Source organism: Pilimelia terevasa (genome assembly GCF_014647915.1).
Lineage (GTDB): Bacteria > Actinomycetota > Actinomycetes > Mycobacteriales > Micromonosporaceae > Pilimelia > Pilimelia terevasa.
On record NZ_BMQC01000001.1, the window covers coordinates 473,501 to 490,207 of the forward strand.

Sequence of the window (16,707 nt, forward strand, 5' to 3'; positions counted from 1 at the left end):
CGGCGGCGTCAGTGGTCGCGGCGGGCGGTGAAGGCGGTCAGCAGGCGCAGGGCGGCGGTGGCCGCCGGGTCGCCGTTCAGCCCGTCCAGAATCCGGTCACACTCGGTGAGCAGCTCGTCGGCGCGGGTCCGCGCCCAGTCCCGCCCGCCGGCCTCCGCCACCAGCGCCGCGGTCGCGGCCAGCTCCGCGTCGGTCAGGGGCCCGGTCCGGGCGTACCGCGCCGCCAGCGCCGCCCCCGCCGCGGTGCCCGAGTGCAGCGCGGCGACCACGGGCAGCGAGCGCTTGCGGGCCTGGAGGTCGGCGTACACCGCCTTGCCGGTCCGGGCGGGGTCGCCCCAGATGCCCAGCAGGTCGTCGGTGAGCTGGAAGGCCAGGCCGAGCCGTCGGCCGTACCCGGCACACGCCGCCACCAGGGCCGGCCCGGCCCCTGCGGACCAGGCGCCCAGCCCGCAGGCGTGGCCGAGCAGCGCCCCGGTCTTGGCCTCGGCCATCGCCACGCACTCGGCCAGGCTCACGTCGGCCCGGGTCTCGAAGGCCAGGTCGGCGTGCTGCCCGGCGAGCAGGCCCCGGACGGCGTCGCCGAGCATGGCGGTCCCGCCCGCGCGCGGGACGGCGCCGAGCGTGTCGTAGGCCAGCGCCAGCAGGGCGTCGCCGGCCAGGATCGCCGCGGAGGTGCCGAACACGCTCCACGCCGTCGCGCGGTGCCGGCGGGTCCGGTCCCGGTCCATCACGTCGTCGTGCAGCAGGGAGAAGTTGTGCAGGAGCTCGACGGCCACGGCGGGCGGCAGCGCCGCGTCCGTCCCGCCGCCGGCCGCCCGGGCCGCGAGCAGGGTCAGCGTCGGCCGCAGCGCCTTGCCGCCGGGGTCGTCGCCGCCCGCGCCCGCGGCGTCCCACCAGCCGAAGTGGTAGCCGGCGATGTGCCGGATCGGGGCCGGCAGGGTGTCGACGGCGGCGCGCAGGTGCGGCGTGACGAGGGCGCGCTGCGCGCGCAGGACGTCGGCGGCGGCGGTCCGGGTCGCGGTCTGCGTCACGGCGCCACGGCCGGGCGGGTCGGGCGGGTACGGCGACCCGCGGGTACGGCGGCAACCATGAATCAGACGCTACGGGACGTACCGCCGCGCCGCGCCCGATTCGCGCCAGTGCGCAGGCATAGGTGCGGGTACGCCGGGGTAGCCAACGGCACCCGCGACGAAGGGAGCCTCCGATGACCACGCAGCACCGCCGGCCGGCGGACAAGGACCTGGTGGACGTCCTGCTGACCGACCACCAGGAGGCGGAGAGCCTGTTCCGCCGCCTGGAGTCGCCGAGCCTGGACGCCGCCGAGCGGCGGGCGTTGGTGGACGTGACGACCGCCGCGCTCGTCCGGCACGCGGTCGCCGAGGAGGAGTACCTGTACCCGGCCGCCCGCGACCTGCTCACCGACGGCGACGCCGTCGCCGACCGGGGGCTGGCGGACCTCGCCGAGGCCGAGCAGCTCATGAAGACGCTGGAGGCGCTGGCGCCCGACGACCCGCGGTACCAGCCGCTGTGCCGGGAGCTGATCGGCCTCACCCGCGGGCACATCCGCGACGACGAGGCGCTGGTGTTCCCCGCCCTGCGGGCCGCCTGCGACGCGCCGACGCTCCAGCGGCTGGCGGGGATGGCCGAGATGGCGATGACCTCGGCGCCGACCCGCGCGCACCCGGCGGCCCCGGACACGCCGCCGTGGAACATGCTGGTCGCTCCGGGGGTCGGCATGGTCGACCGACTGCGCGACGCGATCCAGCACCGCCCCACCCGCGACATCTGAACCCGCCGACCGACCCCGGTGCGGCGCTGAGATCGCACCTCGTCGAAGGCCAACGAATCAAGCGGTACCGCGACGGTCCCGCCGGCGGTCACCGGGCCGGCGACCTCGACCGGGGATCCGGCGGTCTGGGGCGTTCGGGGCGGCCTGGCCGTTTGGCGCGGCGTCGGAGGGGAATGTTTGGCGCGGAGTGGAAGGAGCGCACCCATGGCGCAGTACGCCGACACCGACCGCCGGGTGGACCCGGACTCGACGGCCCACCTGATCCACCGGGCCACCGAACAGCTCTCCACGCTGATCCGGGACGAGCTGGCCCTGGCCAGGATAGAGATCGCCGAGAAGGGGCGCCGGCTCGGCCGCGGCGCCGGGCTGCTCGGTGGCGCCGGCCTGCTCAGCGTGTTCGCCGTGGGTGCCCTCGTGACCGCCGCCATCTGCGGCCTGGTCGCCGCGGGGATGCCCGCGTGGCTGTCCGCCCTGACCGTCGCCGTGGTCCTCCTCCTCCTGGCCGGGGGTGCGGTGCTGGTCGGCTGGGCGCAGTTGCGCAAGGCCGGCCCGCCGGTGCCGACCGACGTGATGGCCGGCGTGCGCGCCGACCTGGACACGGTGACCCACGCCATCCGGGGGGCCTGATGGACCGCACGGTGACCCCGCCCACGGCGGCGGCCCTGCGCGCGGAGATCACGCAGACGCGGGCCGAGCTGGGTGAGACCGTCCAGGCCCTGGCCGCCAAGGCCGACCTGAAGGCGCGCCTCGGCCACGCCGTGACGGTCCGCCGGGCGAAGGTGACCGGCGCGCTGGACCGGATGGCGCACCCGCTGCGCGACCCGCTGCACACCCCGCTGCCGGACGAGCGCGCGGTGCCGGTCGGGCGGGCGCCCGCGCGCCCGGCGAGCCGGCGGTACTGGTGGTTGATTCCCGCGGGGGCCGCGGCGCTGGCCGCCGTCGGCGCCCTGCTGACGCGGAGAGGATGAGCGCATGTCGTGGCAGCGGTTGGCGTACAAGCCGGTGGGGGTACTGGCGGGCGTCGGTGCCGGCGTGGTGGCCGGCGCGATCGTGAAGCGGATCTGGCAGGCCGTCGCCGGGATGCCGGACCCCCCGGACGCCCGCGACGAGCGGTACGGCTGGGGGCCGGTCCTCGCCGCGGCCGCCCTCCAGGGCGCCGTGTTCGCCGTGGTCAAGGCCGCGGTCGACCGCGGCGGCGCGGTGAGCGTGCGACGCCTGACCGGCGAGTGGCCGGACTGACCCACACCTGACTCGACCGGTGCTGCGGCGGCCCCGGGGCCGCCGCAGCACCGTTTCCGGTTGCATTCCGGTTGCGCACCACCTCGCAACGTAAGCAATCGCACACTCGCGGCGATGGTGGGGCCCGTGCCTCTCACCTCCCGCCGTCACCTGCTCCGCGGCGCTGCCGCCGCCGCGACCGTCGCCGCGGTGCCCGCCGTGCTCGCCGCCCCCGCGCCGGCCGTCGCCGCCGCGACCGTCAGCCCGCTGCACCACCTGCTGCGCCGGGCCACCTACGGCCCCACGCCCGCCAGCCTCGCCGAGGCCGCGACCCTGGGCGTCGGCGGCTGGCTCGACCGCCAGCTCAACCCGTCGGCGATCGCCGACCCCGTCGCCGACGCGCTCCTCGCCCGGCTGCCGCTGGCCCAGGCGAGCGTCGCGGGGGTCCGGGCCGCGGTCACCGCCGGCACGCTGAAGCGGTACGGCTGGGAGGCGATGTACCAGCTCGGCGTCGCCACGGTCGGCCGCGCCGCCTGGAGCAACCGGCAGCTCCTCGAAGCCGTGGTCGAGTTCTGGTCCAACCACCTGTGCGTCACCAACCCCTTCGACGAGGGCTGGGACAACCGGCCCGACTACGACCGCGCCGTCATCCGCCGGTACGCCCTCGGCCGGTACGCCGACCTGCTCAAGGCCAGCGCGACCCACCCGGCGATGCTGTCCTACCTGGACAACCGCCACTCGACGAAGTACAAGCCCAACGAGAACTACGCGCGCGAGCTGCTCGAACTGCACACCGTCGGCACCATCCACACCGAGGCCGACGTCGTCCAGGCGGCCCGGCTGCTCACCGGCCTGACGGTCGACTGGAAGACCGGCGCGTTCCAGTACGACGCGGCCACCCACGCGACCGGCGCCGTGAAGATCCTCGGCTACCGGCACGCGAACGCGACGGCTGCCGGGGGCCGGGCCGCCGCCCTCGGCCTGCTCGACTACCTCGCCCGGCACCCGGCCACGGCGCGCCGGATCGCCGAGAAGCTGTGCGTGCGGTTCGTCTCCGACACGCCGCCGCCCGCGCTCGTCGACCGGCTCGCGGCCCTGTACCTCGCCCGGGACACCGCCATCGCCCCGGTGCTGCGGGCGCTGTTCACGTCGGCGGAGTTCGCCGCGTCGGCCGGCGCGAAGGTGCGCGGTCCGTACGAGGACATGATCGCCACCGTGCGCACCCTCGGCCTCGGCCTGGACGCGGCCGGGGTCGAGGGGGTCCGGGCGCTGTACTGGATGGCGGAGTCGGTCGGGCAGGCGCCGCTGGCGTGGGGGCAGCCCGACGGGTACCCCGACACCGCGGCGGCCTGGGCCGCCCCCGCCGGCCTGCTCGGCCGCTGGAACAACCACCTCAACCTCGCCGCCGGCTGGTGGCCCGAGGAGCTGGTCCGGCCGGCGGCCTCGCTGACGGCCGCGCTCCTGCCGACCGTCCCGGCCACCTACGGCGAACTCGTCGACACCCTCACCGACCGGCTGGTCGGCGTGCGCTTCGCCGACAGCCACCGGGCGGCCCTGGCCGGCTTCTTCGGCAAGCAGCCGGCCAGCACGCTGCGGACCACCGACGGCGCGGCCAACGGCGCCCTGCCGTACCTGGTCGCCCTGATCCTCGACTCGCCCTACTTCGCGGAGCGCTGACATGAACCCCACCCCCACCTGCGGCTGCCCCGAGAACACCCGCGTCGCCGGCCTGACCCGGCGCGGGCTGCTCGGCCGGGCCGCCGCCGTCGGCGCGGCCGGCACCCTCGGCGGGCTCGCCGCCGACGGGCTGGCCAGCTCGCTGGCGTTCGCCGCGGCCCCGTACACCGGCGACACCCTCGTCGTCCTGTCGCTGCGCGGCGGGTTCGACGGGCTGTCCGCGGTGGTGCCGCACGGCGACCCGGCGTACTACCAGGCGCGCCCCGGCATCGGCGTGCCCAAGGCCCGGCTGGTCGGCGGCGACGCCATGTTCGGCCTGCACCCGGCGCTGGCCCCGGTCCTGCCGCTGTGGCGCGGCGGGCAGCTCGGCGCCGTGCACGCCGTCGGGCAGCCCAACCCCAGCCGGTCGCACTTCGCCGCGATGGAGGAGCTGGAGCGCGCCGCCGCCGGCACGTCGGTCCGCACCGGGTGGATCGACCGGATGCTCGGCGCGGCCGGCGCGACCAGCCCGTTCCAGGGCGTCGCCGTCGGGGACTCGCTGGCGCCGCGGTCCATGCGCGGGCCGGCCGTGGACCTGAGCCTGCGCAGCATCGACGGGTTCCAGCTCGCCGGGGAGGGGGCGCGGCGGCCGATGGCCGCGACGGTCCGCGCGCTGTACGACGGCGCGCCGTCGGTCCTGGCCGCCCCGGCGACCGCGGCGGTGGACGCCCTCGGCACGGCCGCGGCGCTGAAGGCCGCCGGGTACACGCCCGCCAACGGCGCGGTGTACCCCGCCGGCAAGCTGGGCGCCGCGCTGCGCGACGTGGCCCGGCTCGTCAAGGCGCAGGTCGGCCTGATGGTGGCCAGCGTCGACTTCGGCGACTGGGACATGCACGAGGGCCTGGGCACGCCGGTCGCGGGACAGTCGATGTACGACCAGCTCAGTACGCTCGCCAAGGCGCTCGCGGCCTTCGCCGCCGACCTGGGGCCCGAGGGCCTGGGCAACGTCACGCTGATCACGCTGTCGGAGTTCGGGCGGCGGGTCGCCGAGAACGGTTCGCGCGGCGCGGACCACGGCCACGGCAACGCCATGCTCCTGCTCGGCGGCGGGGTGCGCGGCGGGCGGGTGTACGGCCGCTGGCCCGGGCTGGCCCCGGCGAAACTGGTGGCCGGCGACCTCGCCGCGACGACCGACTACCGCGCGGTGATCGCGGAGGTCCTGGCCCGCCGGTGCGGGATGGCCAGCCCGGCGGCGGTGTTCCCGTCGCTGGCCCCCGCGCCGCTGGACGCCTTCACCGCACGCTGAGGCGCGCCGCGCCGAGGGCGGTCCGTGCCGGTGGGGGGGTTCAGGAGTCGTCGCGCGGCCGGCGCCGACGTAGCGGACCGTCCGCGTCGCGCTGCGCCGAGGTGTGGAACGGGTCCGGCCGGTACGCCGTGCGGACCGGGCTGCGGGGCGCCGGCTCGGCCCCGTCCCGGGCGCGCGCGGACGCCTCCCGGTGGCCGCCGGCCCGCCGCGACCGCAGGCCCGCCCGCTCGGTCCCGCCGACCGCGACCGGTGCGGCGTCCCCCGCGGAGTCCGCGGGGGCGGGTCCGGCCGGGGCCGGGTGGGGCGCGGCCCGCATGTGGTCGCGGCGCGGCCCGCCCGCGTCGCGCGGCCCGGGCTCCCGGCGGAAGACGGCGGTGCGCGCCGCGGCGACGCGCGCGACCGCCCCGCGGGTGGACCGGCCGCCGGCCGGCCGCTCGGTGTCGGGCCGGTCGCCGTCGGGCCGGTCCGCGTCGCCGGTGCTCCCCAGCCTGTCGTACGCGTTGGCGCCGGTCGGGCGGCGCAGGGGCACGGGCGGCGGGGTGTCCGCGGCGTCCACGCCGGGCGTGGCCCGGCGGTCCTCCGCCGCGTCGGCCCGCGGTGCGACCCCGGCCGCGCGGCGCCAGCGCGCCGGCGCCGCCGAGGCGCACAGCAGCCCCGCGGACAGCAGCAGCAGGGTCCCGTTGTTCACCGGCATCTCCAGCGGCAGCGCATGGCCGCCGACGCTGACCCCGCCGAGCGTCCGCTGCAGCGCCAGCGGCGACACGAACAGCATGACCTGGGGCGGCAGCAGCACGAGGCCGGCCGTCAGCGAGACCACGGGCGACACCCGCGGCAGGGCGAGCAGGGCGGCGCCCAGGACCGCCGCCAGCAGCAGCAGCGTCGCGGGCAGCAGCGACGCGGTGTGGAACGCGGCACTGCGCTGCCAGTCCACGACGATGCCCACGGACCAGCGCTGCCCGAGGGCCACGCACAACCAGATCCCGGCGGCCGCCCCGAGGCCGATCAGGGGACTCTTGAGATGTCGCATGAGGCGAAACCGTACCGTCGGAAGGCGGCCACCGGCATCCGCGAGGCCGTCCGGCATATTCACACCCGTGCGCGTCCAGCTCGGCGCCGCGTTCGCCGCGGCGGCGGATCAGCGCAGGTGGTGGGTGATTTTCTCGGCCTCCGCCCGGCCGGCGGGCGGCGGCGCGGTGCACAGCACGGTGCGCGCGCCGACCGCCAGCGGGGCGAGCAGCCAGTCCCGCGGATCCCGGTGGCGGGCGGTTTCGACCAGTACCCGGGAGCCGGCGGTCAGGCCGAGCGCGGCCGCGCGGGCGCGGGCGGCGGCGCAGAGCGCGGCGTGGTCCAGCCCGGGCCAGGCGGGGTCGGTCGGCGCGGTGGCCGCAGCGGGCGCGAACCGGTCGCCCTGGCCGCGGACGGCGGCGACGAAGTCGGTGCAGCCCGGCGGCGGCGCCTGCCGCATGGGCATCCCCAGCGGCGCCAGCCCGAGCACGTACCGGTCGGCCGCCCCCGGATCCAGCTCCCCGGCGGCGTCGACCGTCCCGAACACCACGTCGGCCGGACCGTCGACGGTCACCGCCAGCCCCGCCGACCAGCAGCCGAGCAGGACGACGGCGGTCTGCCAGTGCGGCGGCAGCAGGACCTGCGCGCGGTCGCCGGGTCCCAGGCCGCACTCGTCGACGAGCAGGTTGGCCGCCTTCGCGCGCCAGTTGTCCAGGGTGGCGCCGGAGAGTTCGACGCGCTCGCCGGTGGCGTCGTCGTACCAGGTCAGGACCGGCAGCGTCGCGTCGGCGGCGATCGCCGCGGCGAACAGGCCGTCTGCTGTTTCAGGACTTTTCACGACACGTCTTCCGTAGGGTGGGCTGGTCACCGCCGTCGAAGGCTGGGGGAGGCCGACGCCAGATGCGGACCAGGCGACCTTACCGACCGCGCCCCCCGTGGACCGCGGTGCCGACCGCGCTGCTCGGGGCGGTGGCGGTCCTCGCGGCCGCCGCACCCGGCGCCCCCTCGCCCCTGCCGTACCGGCTCCGCCTGGCGCCGCCCACCGCCCCCGCCGACGGCGCGACTGCTGGAGCCGCGACCTCTGGAGACGCGACCGCCGCCGCGACCGCGGACGCCGCGACCACGGACGCCGTGACCGCCGACGGCGTGACCGCGCCGGACCGCGCGGCCCGGACGACCCGGATCGCACTCGGCGACCCGGACCGGCCCGCGGCCGGCGTACGCCGCTCCCGCGACCTGCCGGCGGGCGCCGGGCTGAGCCGCGAGGCGACGGCGGACCAGCCCGCCGGGGCCGTTCGCCGCACGCTCGTGCTGCGCCGCGTGCGCACCCCGGAGTTCTCCGCGCTCGGCCTCACCTGGCGCGCCGCCCGGCCCGCCGCGGTGTCGGTGGCGGTCCGGGTGCGCCAGCAGGGACGCTGGACCGCCTGGTCGACGGTCGACCCCGGCGAGCCCGGCCGCCGGCCGGTCGCGGGCCGGCCGCTGCCCGAGGCGTCGGAGATGCAGTGGTACGGGCCGTCGACGGGGGTGGAGCTGGCCGTCACGGCCGTGGGCGCCGTCACGCCGCGCGACCTGGCCGTCGACCTGATCGACCCCGGCCGCCAGGCAGCCGCGGACGACGCCGCCGCCCGCCCCGCCGCCGCTCTGCCCACCAACGGCCGGGCCACCCACGGCCAGACCGCCACCGACCCGGCCGCGACCGGCGCGGTGGGCGGCGCGGCCGCAGCGACGCCGGGTGTCGGCTCCGGGCGGGTCGCCTCCGACGCCGGGGAGCTGGCCCTCGCCCGGGGTGCGGTCGCGCCCTACCTGAGCCCGCGGGTCCCGATGCCCCGGATCCACCGCCGCGCGAGCTGGGGCGCCGACCCCCGCCGGATGACCTGGCCGCCCGAGCTGCAACTCCCCCAGGTCAAGGCCGCCGCGCTCCACCACACCGCCACCACGAACCGGTACAGCCGCGGCCAGGTCCCGGCGATCCTGCGGGCGATCTACCACTTCCACGCGGTCAGCCGCGGCTGGGGCGACATCGGGTACAACGTGCTGGTCGACCGGTACGGGCGGCTCTGGGAGGGCCGGGCCGGCGGGCTGGCCTCGTCGGTCATCGGGGGCCACACCGGCGGCTTCAACTCGTACGTCGCCGGGGTCTCGATGATCGGCGACTTCGGCGCCGTCGGCGTCTCCCGCACCATGATCGAGTCGATCTCCCGGTACCTGGCCTGGAAGTTCACCCTCGGCCCGAACTTCGACCCGCGCGGCCGGGTCCGGCTCGTCGGCGGCGGGTACTCCGCGCGCTGGCGGCCCGGGACGGCGGTCACGGTGCCGCGGATCTTCCCCCACCGGCAGACCAACCACACGAGCTGCCCGGGCGCCCGGGGGGTGGCGGCGCTGCCCGCGATCCGCACCCGGACCGCCTCCATCATGGGCGGCTGGGTGGCGCCGGCCCGCCCGCGCGTGCGGTACAGCGTCTTCCGGCCCTCGACGGGCGCCTGGTCGGTCCGCGGCATCACCGGCGCCCTGGTTACCGGCGCCGTCGGCTACACGCCGGTGCCCGCCGACTACGACGGCGACGGCACCACCGACCTGGCGGTGTACCACCCCGCGAACCGCACCTGGCTGATCTGGCAGAGCCACACCCGCACCCTGCGCCGGGTGCTGCTGGGCGGCGTCGGCCAGTTGCCGGCGCCTGCGGACGTCAACGGCGACGGCGTGGCCGAGCCCATGACGTTCGCGCCCTCGACCGGGCTGTGGCGCCGGCCCGGGGCCGCGCCGGTGCGCTGGGGCGGCGCGCCGGGCGACCGGCCGGTGCCGGCCGACTACACCGGCGACGGGCGCGACGACCTGGCCGTGTTCCGGTCCGCGAGCCGGACCTGGTACGTGGCCCGGCGCGCCGGCGTCGGCTTCGGTTCGGTCGGCGACCGCGCGGTGCCGGCGGACTACGACAGCAACGGCCGGGTCGACTTCGGGGTCTGGACCGCGTCCACCGATCTGGTGAAGATGCGCCTCTCGCCGACCCGCGTCGTCAGCGTGCCGGCCGGCGACACGCCGCTGTGGGGGCAGTACAACGGTGACCTGATCGCCGACCCGCTGACCTGGGGGGTGCACGGCTCCGTCGCGCGGTTCCTCTACCAGGGCCGGTACCAGTACCGGTGGGGCACCACGGGGGACATCCCCCTGCCGCTGACCTGAACGGCCGGCGAACCTTGGCCCGACACCGCCGCCTCCGCCGCATCGGGGTCGCGACCGCCGACGCGCGGGGGCGTAACCTGGGAGAGCGGTGTGACGTTTCGCACGCGTGACCGGTGCGTCCGGGCCGGCGCCCACATCCGGGGCAGCCACCATGGAGGCGCCGCCCGCGCGTCGCGGCGCACCCGTGCCCGGCAGCAGTGACGCACCTGAAGAACCCGCCTCGCAGGAGCAGCCTCGTGACCTCTGGCCCATCGCCCCGCGTACTCGTCGACGCCACCAGCGTCCCGGCCGACCGTGGTGGCGTCGGCAGGTACGTCGACGGGCTGCTCGGCGCCCTCGGCGCGGCGGGACCGGCCGCGCTGGCGCTGACGGTGGTGGCCCAGCGCACCGATGTGGAGCGGTACAGCCGGGTGGTGCCGGACGCGCGGGTGATCGGCGCGCCCGCGGCGGCCGCGCACCGGCCGGCGCGCCTGGCCTGGGAGCAGACCGGGCTGCCGCTGCTGGCCCAGCAGGTCGGGGCGCAGCTCCTGCACTCGCCGTTCTACACGTGCCCGCTGCGGGTGGGCTGTCCGGTCACGGTCACCGTCCACGATGCGACTTTTTTCACGGAGCCCGAGCACTACGACAAGTCGCGGCGGGCGTTCTTCCGCAGTGCGACGAAGACCTCGCTGCGCCGGGCCGCGCGGGTGATCGTCCCGAGCAAGGCGACCCGGGACGAGCTGATCCGGCTGCTCGACGCCGACCCGACGCGCATCGACGTGGCGTACCACGGGGTGGACCGGGCGGCGTTCCACCCGCCCTCGGACGCCGAGAAGGCGCGGGTGCGCGCGCGCCTGGGCCTCGGCGACCAGGGGTACGTGGCGTTCCTCGGCGCCAAGGAGCCCCGCAAGAACGTGCCGAACCTGATCCGCGGCTGGGCCCGCGCGGTCACCGGCCGGATCGACCCGCCGGCGCTGGTCGTGGCGGGTGGCAGTGGCCACGACGACGAGATCGACCTGGCCGTCGCGGACGTCCCGGACCACCTGCGGGTGCTGCGGCCGGGCTACCTGCGGTACGCCGACCTGCCGGGTTTCCTGGGCGGCGCGCTGGTGGCGGCGTACCCGTCGCACGGCGAGGGCTTCGGGCTGCCGGTGCTGGAGGCGATGGCCTGCCGGGCGCCGGTGCTGACCACGCCGCGGCTGTCGCTGCCGGAGGTCGGGGGCGAGGCGGTGGCCTACACGGGCGAGGAGCCGGCGCAGATCGCGGCGGACCTGGCGGCGCTGCTGGACGACGCGCCGCGGCGCGAGCGGCTGGCCGCCGCGGGCCTGTCGCGGGCGGCGGAATTCACCTGGGCGTCCAGTGCGGACGTTCACCTGGCCTCGTGGCGGCGCGCAATCGGATAGTCACGCTGGGTGATTGCACTTGACCAGGGCCGTACAGGTGTGAAAGCAAGTGACGACGCATCTGCGTCCATCTTTGTCTTTACCGCCACAGGGGGACTCTGTGACACCGCTCATTCGGGGCCTGATCTATGCGTCGAGCGCCGTGCTCGCCGTGACGGCGACGTTCAGCGTCGCCCAGGCGGCCGCACCCGCCGATCCTGCGCTGCGCCTCGCCACCTTCGAGACGACGACCGAGGCCGAACTCGATCCCGAGACCAACCTCGCGTACGGCGACCTCGACATGTACCTGATCAACGGGGACAAGCCGCTGGAGCTGCACGTGCGGCGACCGGCCTACGACAAGCCCGTCGAGGTGCGGGTCATCCGGGACAAGGCCGACGGGACCAAGGACATGGTCCTGCCGCGCAACCTGGTCACCGACCTCAACCGCCTGCCCCACTTCTTCGACCTCGCCGTCAGCAACAGCAAGGGCGACGTCGTCGTCGAGCAGGAGCTGCCGCTGTGCCTCAACGGCGCCGACACCCGGATGGGGCCCGACGCCCCCGGCGCCAACCCGTACCCGGTGGCCTGCAAGGCCAACCCGTTCGGCCTGAGCAACCTGTGGGGGATGCCGCGCAAGTGGGGCCTGATGCCCTTCTTCGCCGAGGACAACAACGTGGCGCTGCCCCTGCGCCTGGGCCAGTACACGGCGCGGCTCTCCGTCGCCGAGAACTACCGCGAGATCTTCGGCATCCCGGCGGAGCACGCCGCCAAGACGATCAAGCTGCGGGTGGTCCGCCCGGCCAAGCCGGCCGACCCGGCCCTGTCCCCGCAGGAGCGGCGCAAGCTCGCGCTGGATGGGCCCCGGGGTGAGCAGCCCGGCCGCGTCCGGCGCCCGGTCGGCCCGGAGGGCGTGCCGGCCGGCGGCCTCCTGCCGGACCTGCGCGCGGTACCGGCCTGGGACATCTCCACCGACCACGGCACCACCGCCGACGGCGTGCCGGACCGGGACCTGGTGAAGTTCGGCTCGACCGTGTGGGCCGACGGCGACGCCCCGCTGTACGTGCAGGGCTTCCGCAACACCAACGAGCCGCTGATGGAGGCGTACCAGTACTTCTTCGACGCCGCCGGCAAGGAGACCGGGTACGTGCGCGTGGGCGGCATGGAGTGGGACCCGCGCCCGCTGCACCTGCACTGGCACTTCCAGGACTTCGCCGGGTACAAGCTGCTGAACCGGGACGGCTCGGTGGCGGTCAAGAGCGCCAAGGAGGCGTTCTGCATCGCCAACACCGACCAGGTCGACCTGCTCGGCGCGCACGCCGTCGCCCGCCCCGGCAACCTCGGGCTGCGGGTCAACGAGTGCGGCGGCGAGACGGAGATGGAGGTCAGCCAGCGGATGGACGTCGGCTGGGGCGACACCTACGGCCCCGAGCGGCCCGACCAGGAGTTCGACATCACCGACGTCGCCAACGGCACGTACCAGATCCAGGTGACCGCGAACCCCAACGGCAGCCTGCACGAGAAGACCCAGGACAACAACACGTCCCTGCGCACCGTCGTCCTCGGCGGCCGCCCGGGCGCCCGGACCGTCAGCGTGCCGCCCGTCGGCCAGGTCCAGGTCTCCAGCGAGACGCGCCGCTGAGCGGGACGCCCCGCTGAGCTACGCCGACACGTCGGCCCCGACCGCCCCCGGGCGGCCGGGGCCGACGTGCATAATGCGGCATAGCGCGCACATGTAATCATGGGCGCCATGCTGTACGCGGTCATCCCGGCCGGCGGCAGCGGCACGCGGCTGTGGCCGCTGTCCCGCGCCGGCCACCCCAAGTTCCTGCACCCGCTGACCGGGACGCCGGCCTCGCTGCTCCAGGCCACCGTCGACCGGCTCGCCCCGCTGGCCGGGGCCGACCGCACGTACGTCGTGACCGGCGCCGCGCATGCCGCCGCCGTGGCCCGCCAGCTCCCGGCGCTGCCCGAGGGCAACGTCGTCGTCGAGCCCTCGCCGCGCGACTCCTGCGCGGCGATCGGCCTGGCGGCCGCGCTGATCGCGCGCCGCGACCCGGACGCGGTGATGGGCGCCTTCGCCGCCGACCACCTGATCGCCGACCCGGCCGCGTTCCAGGCCGTGATCGGCCAGGCGGTCGAGGGCGCGCGCGCCGGCCACCTGATGACGGTCGGCATCACCCCCACCCGCGCCGAGACCGGGTACGGCTACCTCCAGCTCGGCGCCGCGCAGGGTCCGGTGCGCCGGGTGGCGGAGTTCCGGGAGAAGCCCGACGCGGCGACCGCGCAGCGGTACGTGCGCTCGGGCGACTACCTCTGGAACGCCAGCATGTTCGTCTGGCAGGTGCGGACCTTCCTGGCCGAGCTGGCGCGGCAGTGCCCCGACCTGCACGCCGGGCTGTCCCGGATCGCCGACGCGTGGGGCGGCCCGGAGCAGGACGCGGTCATGGGCGCCGTGTGGCCGACACTGCGCCGGATCTCCGTCGACTACGCGGTGATGGAGGGCGCCGCCGCGGCGGGCCTGGTCGCCACCGTGCCGGGGGACTTCGGCTGGAACGACGTCGGCGACTTCCACACCCTCGGCGACGTGCTGCCCGCCGACGCCGCGGGCAACGTCGTGCTCGGCGACGGCCCGACGCTGCTGGAGGACTGCGCCGGCACGGTGGTCGTCGCCGGGTCGGGCCGCCTGGTCAGCGCCGTCGGCGTCCGCGACCTCGTGGTCGTGGAAACCGCCGACGCGGTCATGGTGTGCCCGCGGGACCGGGCCCAGGACGTCAAACGCCTGGTCACCGCGCTGGACGGCCCGGACACCCGCGCCCTGCTCTAGCGCGGGGCGCCGATCGCCGCGCCGGGGCGGCTGCGCCGCGGGCGCCGGCCGGGTACCGTGCGCTCATGCGGACCGAGGTGGTGTTGACCGTCGGCGGCAACGAGGCCAGCGACCTGCTCCCGGTCCGGTCGCCCGCGGTGCTCGCCGCGCACGGCGCCCGGCGGGCATTCTGGACGGTGCTGGACGAGGGGCCCGTCGAGGAGTGCCTGGCCCTGCTGGTGGAGGGCGCCGACGGCCGGTGGGCCGGCCACCACCAGTGGGTCGACGCGGGCGCCGAGGAGGGCCGGACCGAGGACGGCGAGGCGCTGTCCCGGCACGACGGCTGGGTGTACGTCGTGGGGTCGCACTTCGGCTCCAAGCGCGGCCCGCTGCGCGCCAAGCGCGGCTTCGTCGCCCGGTTCCGGGAGGACGAGGCCGCCGACGGGGTGCCGCGGCTGCACGTGGTCCGCAACCGCTTCCGCCTGCACCGCACGATCAACGACGCGCTGCGCCGCAGCGGCCTGGCGCTGGCCACGCCGGGGGAGTGGGTCCGCGAGCGCTTCATCGTCGAGACGATCCGCCGCGGCCACGCGCGCGGCAAGCGGTGGGTGGCCCGGCTGGACCCGGCGGACCTGCCGGTCAATGTGGAGGCCGCGGCCTGGACCGCGCGCGGGACGCTGCTGCTCGGCCTGCGGTACCCGGTGGCCGCCGACGGCGCGCCGCTGCTGGTGGAGCTGGGCGGCGTGGCCGGGATGTTCGAGGCCGAGCAGACGTGGCCGCACGCGGTGGGCGTGTACGCCGTGACCGGGGTGACGCCGCCTGGCCAGCTCACCGGCTTCCGCGCGCTCGCCGACCGCCCCGACGGGGGGTTCGACGCGGTCGTCGGCTCGATCGACGCGCTCGGCAAGCAGTCGGCCCTGCTCGACGACCACCCCGAGGGCGGCGACGTGTACTGCCGGCACGTCCGCTTCCCGCTGCCCGACGCCTGTGCCGGCGCCGCGGTCCCGGGCCGGCTCGTCGCCGACCTGGCGCCCCTGCACCACGTCGAGGGGCTGGCCGAGGGCGACGGCCACCGCTACTACGTGACCGACGAGGACCACCGGATCGCCCTGCTGGTCGACTGCGACGAGGCCGCGGAACCCGGCGGGACCCCGCAACCCGACGGGGCCACCGGCCTCGCGGCGGCTCCTTAGGCGGTACGGCCGCCGGTGCCGTCGGGCAGCGACCAGTCGGCGAGGGCGGCCATCGGACGGGTCGCCACCGACTGGGGGGTCAGCCGGACGACCGCGTCGCGCAGGGCCGTGGCGAGCCGGCCGGTCACGTACGGCCCGAACCGGCCGGCCCGCACCGACGCCCGGGCCGCCGCCTGGCTGCGGGGCCGGCGGACCCGGTCGTAGACGTCGAGCGCGGTGTCGAGGTCGGGCTGCGTGCGGACCGCCCACACCAGCGTGGCCGCGTCCTCGATCGCCTGCGCGGCCCCCAGGCCCAGGAAGGGGACGGTCGCGTGGGCGGCGTCGCCGAGCAGGGCGACGCGGCCGTGCACGTAGGTGTCCAGCGGCGTGGCGAGGTGGTACAGGTCGAGGTGGATGACCTGTCCGGCCGGCGTCGACCGGATGGTGTCCAGGATCGGGGCGTGCCAGCCCCGGAACCGGTCCAGGACCGCGGCCTTCTCGTCGGCCGCGCGCTGGCCGGCCGGGGCGAGGGCGCCGGTGTACCAGTAGGTGCGCCCGTCGACCAGCGGCAGGATGCCGACCTCCCGGCCCTCGCCCCAGTACCCGCACGGGCCGTGGGCGGGCGGCTGCGGCGCGACGCCGAGCCACGCGGTGGTGCCGCTGTACACCGGGCCGGGGTGGCCGGGGACCAGGTGGCCGCGCAGGCGGCTGCGGATGCCGTCGGCGGCGACCACCAGGTCGGCCGGCGGCAGGTCCAGGTCGGCGTCGACCCGGCCGTCGGGGGTGGCGCCGCGCACCTCGGCGCCGGTGTGGAAGCAGTCCGCGGGCAGGGCCGCGCGCAGCAGGTCGTGGAGCTGGGGCCGGTACACGACGAGGACGGGGCCGCCCATGGCCGCCTCCAGGCGGCGGCCGTCCCAGCGGGTCAGCCAGCGGCCGGCGGCGGTGCGCAGGCCGCCGTCGCGCTGCGGTTCGGCGATGGCGGCGACCGCGTCGCCGAGGCCGAGGGTCCCCAGCGCGCGCAGGGCGTTGGGCCACAGCCCGATGCCCGCCCCGATCGCGCGGATCTCCGGCGCGCGCTCCAGGACGGTGACCCGCCACCCGGCCCGGTGCAGTCCGACGGCGGCGCTGAGCCCGCCGATCCCGCCGCCGACGACGATCGCGTTGCGCATGGCGTCTCCCTCCGCTGCCCTCTCCCGTAGCCAGGACTCTACGCC

Annotated in this window: 14 protein-coding genes and 1 pseudogene; 11 read left to right on the plus strand and 4 right to left on the minus strand. The window is 76.8% G+C overall.

The annotated features are described in order from the left end of the window. Positions 1-8: 8 nt before the first annotated feature. Positions 9-1,031, minus strand: a complete 1,023-nt coding sequence (locus tag IEY75_RS02295) for a polyprenyl synthetase family protein (RefSeq protein ID WP_189112450.1) — start codon at positions 1,029-1,031, stop codon at positions 9-11. Positions 1,032-1,204: 173 nt separating this feature from the next. Between IEY75_RS02295 and IEY75_RS02300 the strand changes: the two genes are divergently transcribed. The 6 genes from IEY75_RS02300 to IEY75_RS02325 all read left to right on the plus strand — a co-directional run bounded on the left by IEY75_RS02300 (position 1,205) and on the right by IEY75_RS02325 (position 5,969). Further along, the gene (locus tag IEY75_RS02300) at positions 1,205-1,789 is read left to right on the plus strand and encodes a hemerythrin domain-containing protein (RefSeq protein ID WP_189112451.1); all 585 of its coding nucleotides are present in this window, start codon (positions 1,205-1,207) and stop codon (positions 1,787-1,789) included. 204 nt (positions 1,790-1,993) lie between these two features. Next, positions 1,994-2,416, plus strand: a complete 423-nt coding sequence (locus IEY75_RS02305; protein ID WP_189112452.1) for a phage holin family protein — start codon at positions 1,994-1,996, stop codon at positions 2,414-2,416. Beyond that, positions 2,416-2,757 (plus strand): DUF3618 domain-containing protein, encoded by a 342-nt coding sequence (locus tag IEY75_RS02310; RefSeq protein WP_189112453.1) that lies wholly within the window; start codon positions 2,416-2,418, stop codon positions 2,755-2,757. The genes IEY75_RS02305 and IEY75_RS02310 overlap by 1 nt, the downstream gene beginning before the upstream one ends. Before the next feature lie 4 nt (positions 2,758-2,761). Continuing rightward, positions 2,762-3,028, plus strand: a complete 267-nt coding sequence (locus tag IEY75_RS02315; RefSeq protein WP_189112454.1) for a DUF4235 domain-containing protein — start codon at positions 2,762-2,764, stop codon at positions 3,026-3,028. A 126-nt stretch (positions 3,029-3,154) separates the two neighbouring features. Then, positions 3,155-4,684, plus strand: a complete 1,530-nt coding sequence (locus tag IEY75_RS02320) for a DUF1800 domain-containing protein (protein WP_268244317.1) — start codon at positions 3,155-3,157, stop codon at positions 4,682-4,684. 1 nt (position 4,685) lies between these two features. Beyond that, positions 4,686-5,969: a DUF1501 domain-containing protein gene (locus tag IEY75_RS02325; RefSeq protein WP_189112456.1), complete on the plus strand. Its 1,284-nt coding sequence runs from the start codon at positions 4,686-4,688 to the stop codon at positions 5,967-5,969. Between the two features lie 40 nt (positions 5,970-6,009). Here the strand turns inward: IEY75_RS02325 and IEY75_RS02330 are convergent, their stop codons facing one another. Both IEY75_RS02330 and IEY75_RS02335 read right to left on the minus strand, forming a co-directional pair. Continuing rightward, positions 6,010-6,996: a hypothetical protein gene (locus tag IEY75_RS02330; RefSeq protein WP_189112457.1), complete on the minus strand. Its 987-nt coding sequence runs from the start codon at positions 6,994-6,996 to the stop codon at positions 6,010-6,012. Between the two features lie 108 nt (positions 6,997-7,104). After that, positions 7,105-7,812 carry a TIGR03089 family protein gene (locus IEY75_RS02335; RefSeq protein ID WP_229789275.1) on the minus strand — a complete coding sequence of 236 codons (708 nt, stop codon included), beginning with the start codon at positions 7,810-7,812 and terminating at the stop codon, positions 7,105-7,107. A 107-nt stretch (positions 7,813-7,919) separates the two neighbouring features. Between IEY75_RS02335 and IEY75_RS21200 the strand changes: the two genes are divergently transcribed. The 5 genes and pseudogenes from IEY75_RS21200 to IEY75_RS02360 form a co-directional block, all read left to right on the plus strand. Further along, entirely contained in the window at positions 7,920-10,154 is a 2,235-nt protein-coding gene (locus IEY75_RS21200; RefSeq protein ID WP_268244318.1) for an N-acetylmuramoyl-L-alanine amidase, read from the plus strand. A 236-nt stretch (positions 10,155-10,390) separates the two neighbouring features. Further along, the gene (locus IEY75_RS02345; protein WP_189112459.1) at positions 10,391-11,536 is read left to right on the plus strand and encodes a glycosyltransferase family 4 protein; all 1,146 of its coding nucleotides are present in this window, start codon (positions 10,391-10,393) and stop codon (positions 11,534-11,536) included. A gap of 100 nt (positions 11,537-11,636) precedes the next feature. Next, positions 11,637-13,157 carry a lysyl oxidase family protein gene (locus IEY75_RS02350; RefSeq protein WP_189112460.1) on the plus strand — a complete coding sequence of 507 codons (1,521 nt, stop codon included), beginning with the start codon at positions 11,637-11,639 and terminating at the stop codon, positions 13,155-13,157. Positions 13,158-13,265: 108 nt separating this feature from the next. After that, on the plus strand, positions 13,266-14,342 hold the full coding sequence (locus IEY75_RS02355; protein WP_189112461.1) for a mannose-1-phosphate guanylyltransferase: 1,077 nt from the start codon (positions 13,266-13,268) through the stop codon (positions 14,340-14,342). Between the two features lie 65 nt (positions 14,343-14,407). Continuing rightward, positions 14,408-15,439 (plus strand): annotated as a pseudogene (locus IEY75_RS02360) (hypothetical protein); the annotation flags it as partial. A 71-nt stretch (positions 15,440-15,510) separates the two neighbouring features. Here IEY75_RS02360 and IEY75_RS02365 read toward each other — a convergent pair. After that, positions 15,511-16,662, minus strand: a complete 1,152-nt coding sequence (locus IEY75_RS02365; RefSeq protein ID WP_189112462.1) for an FAD-dependent monooxygenase — start codon at positions 16,660-16,662, stop codon at positions 15,511-15,513. Positions 16,663-16,707 lie beyond the last annotated feature (45 nt).

Excerpts from the sequence above, each read along its gene's own strand:
- IEY75_RS02300 (WP_189112451.1), top strand. The coding sequence starts at position 1,205 with ATGACCACGCAGCACCGCCGGCCGGCGGACAAGGACCTGGTGGACGTC.
- IEY75_RS02305 (WP_189112452.1), top strand. The coding sequence starts at position 1,994 with ATGGCGCAGTACGCCGACACCGACCGCCGGGTGGACCCGGACTCGACG.
- IEY75_RS02310 (WP_189112453.1), top strand. The coding sequence starts at position 2,416 with ATGGACCGCACGGTGACCCCGCCCACGGCGGCGGCCCTGCGCGCGGAG.
- IEY75_RS02315 (WP_189112454.1), top strand. The coding sequence starts at position 2,762 with ATGTCGTGGCAGCGGTTGGCGTACAAGCCGGTGGGGGTACTGGCGGGC.
- IEY75_RS02325 (WP_189112456.1), top strand. The coding sequence starts at position 4,686 with ATGAACCCCACCCCCACCTGCGGCTGCCCCGAGAACACCCGCGTCGCC.
- IEY75_RS02330 (WP_189112457.1), bottom strand. The coding sequence starts at position 6,996 with ATGCGACATCTCAAGAGTCCCCTGATCGGCCTCGGGGCGGCCGCCGGG.
- IEY75_RS02355 (WP_189112461.1), top strand. The coding sequence starts at position 13,266 with ATGCTGTACGCGGTCATCCCGGCCGGCGGCAGCGGCACGCGGCTGTGG.
- IEY75_RS02365 (WP_189112462.1), bottom strand. The coding sequence starts at position 16,662 with ATGCGCAACGCGATCGTCGTCGGCGGCGGGATCGGCGGGCTCAGCGCC.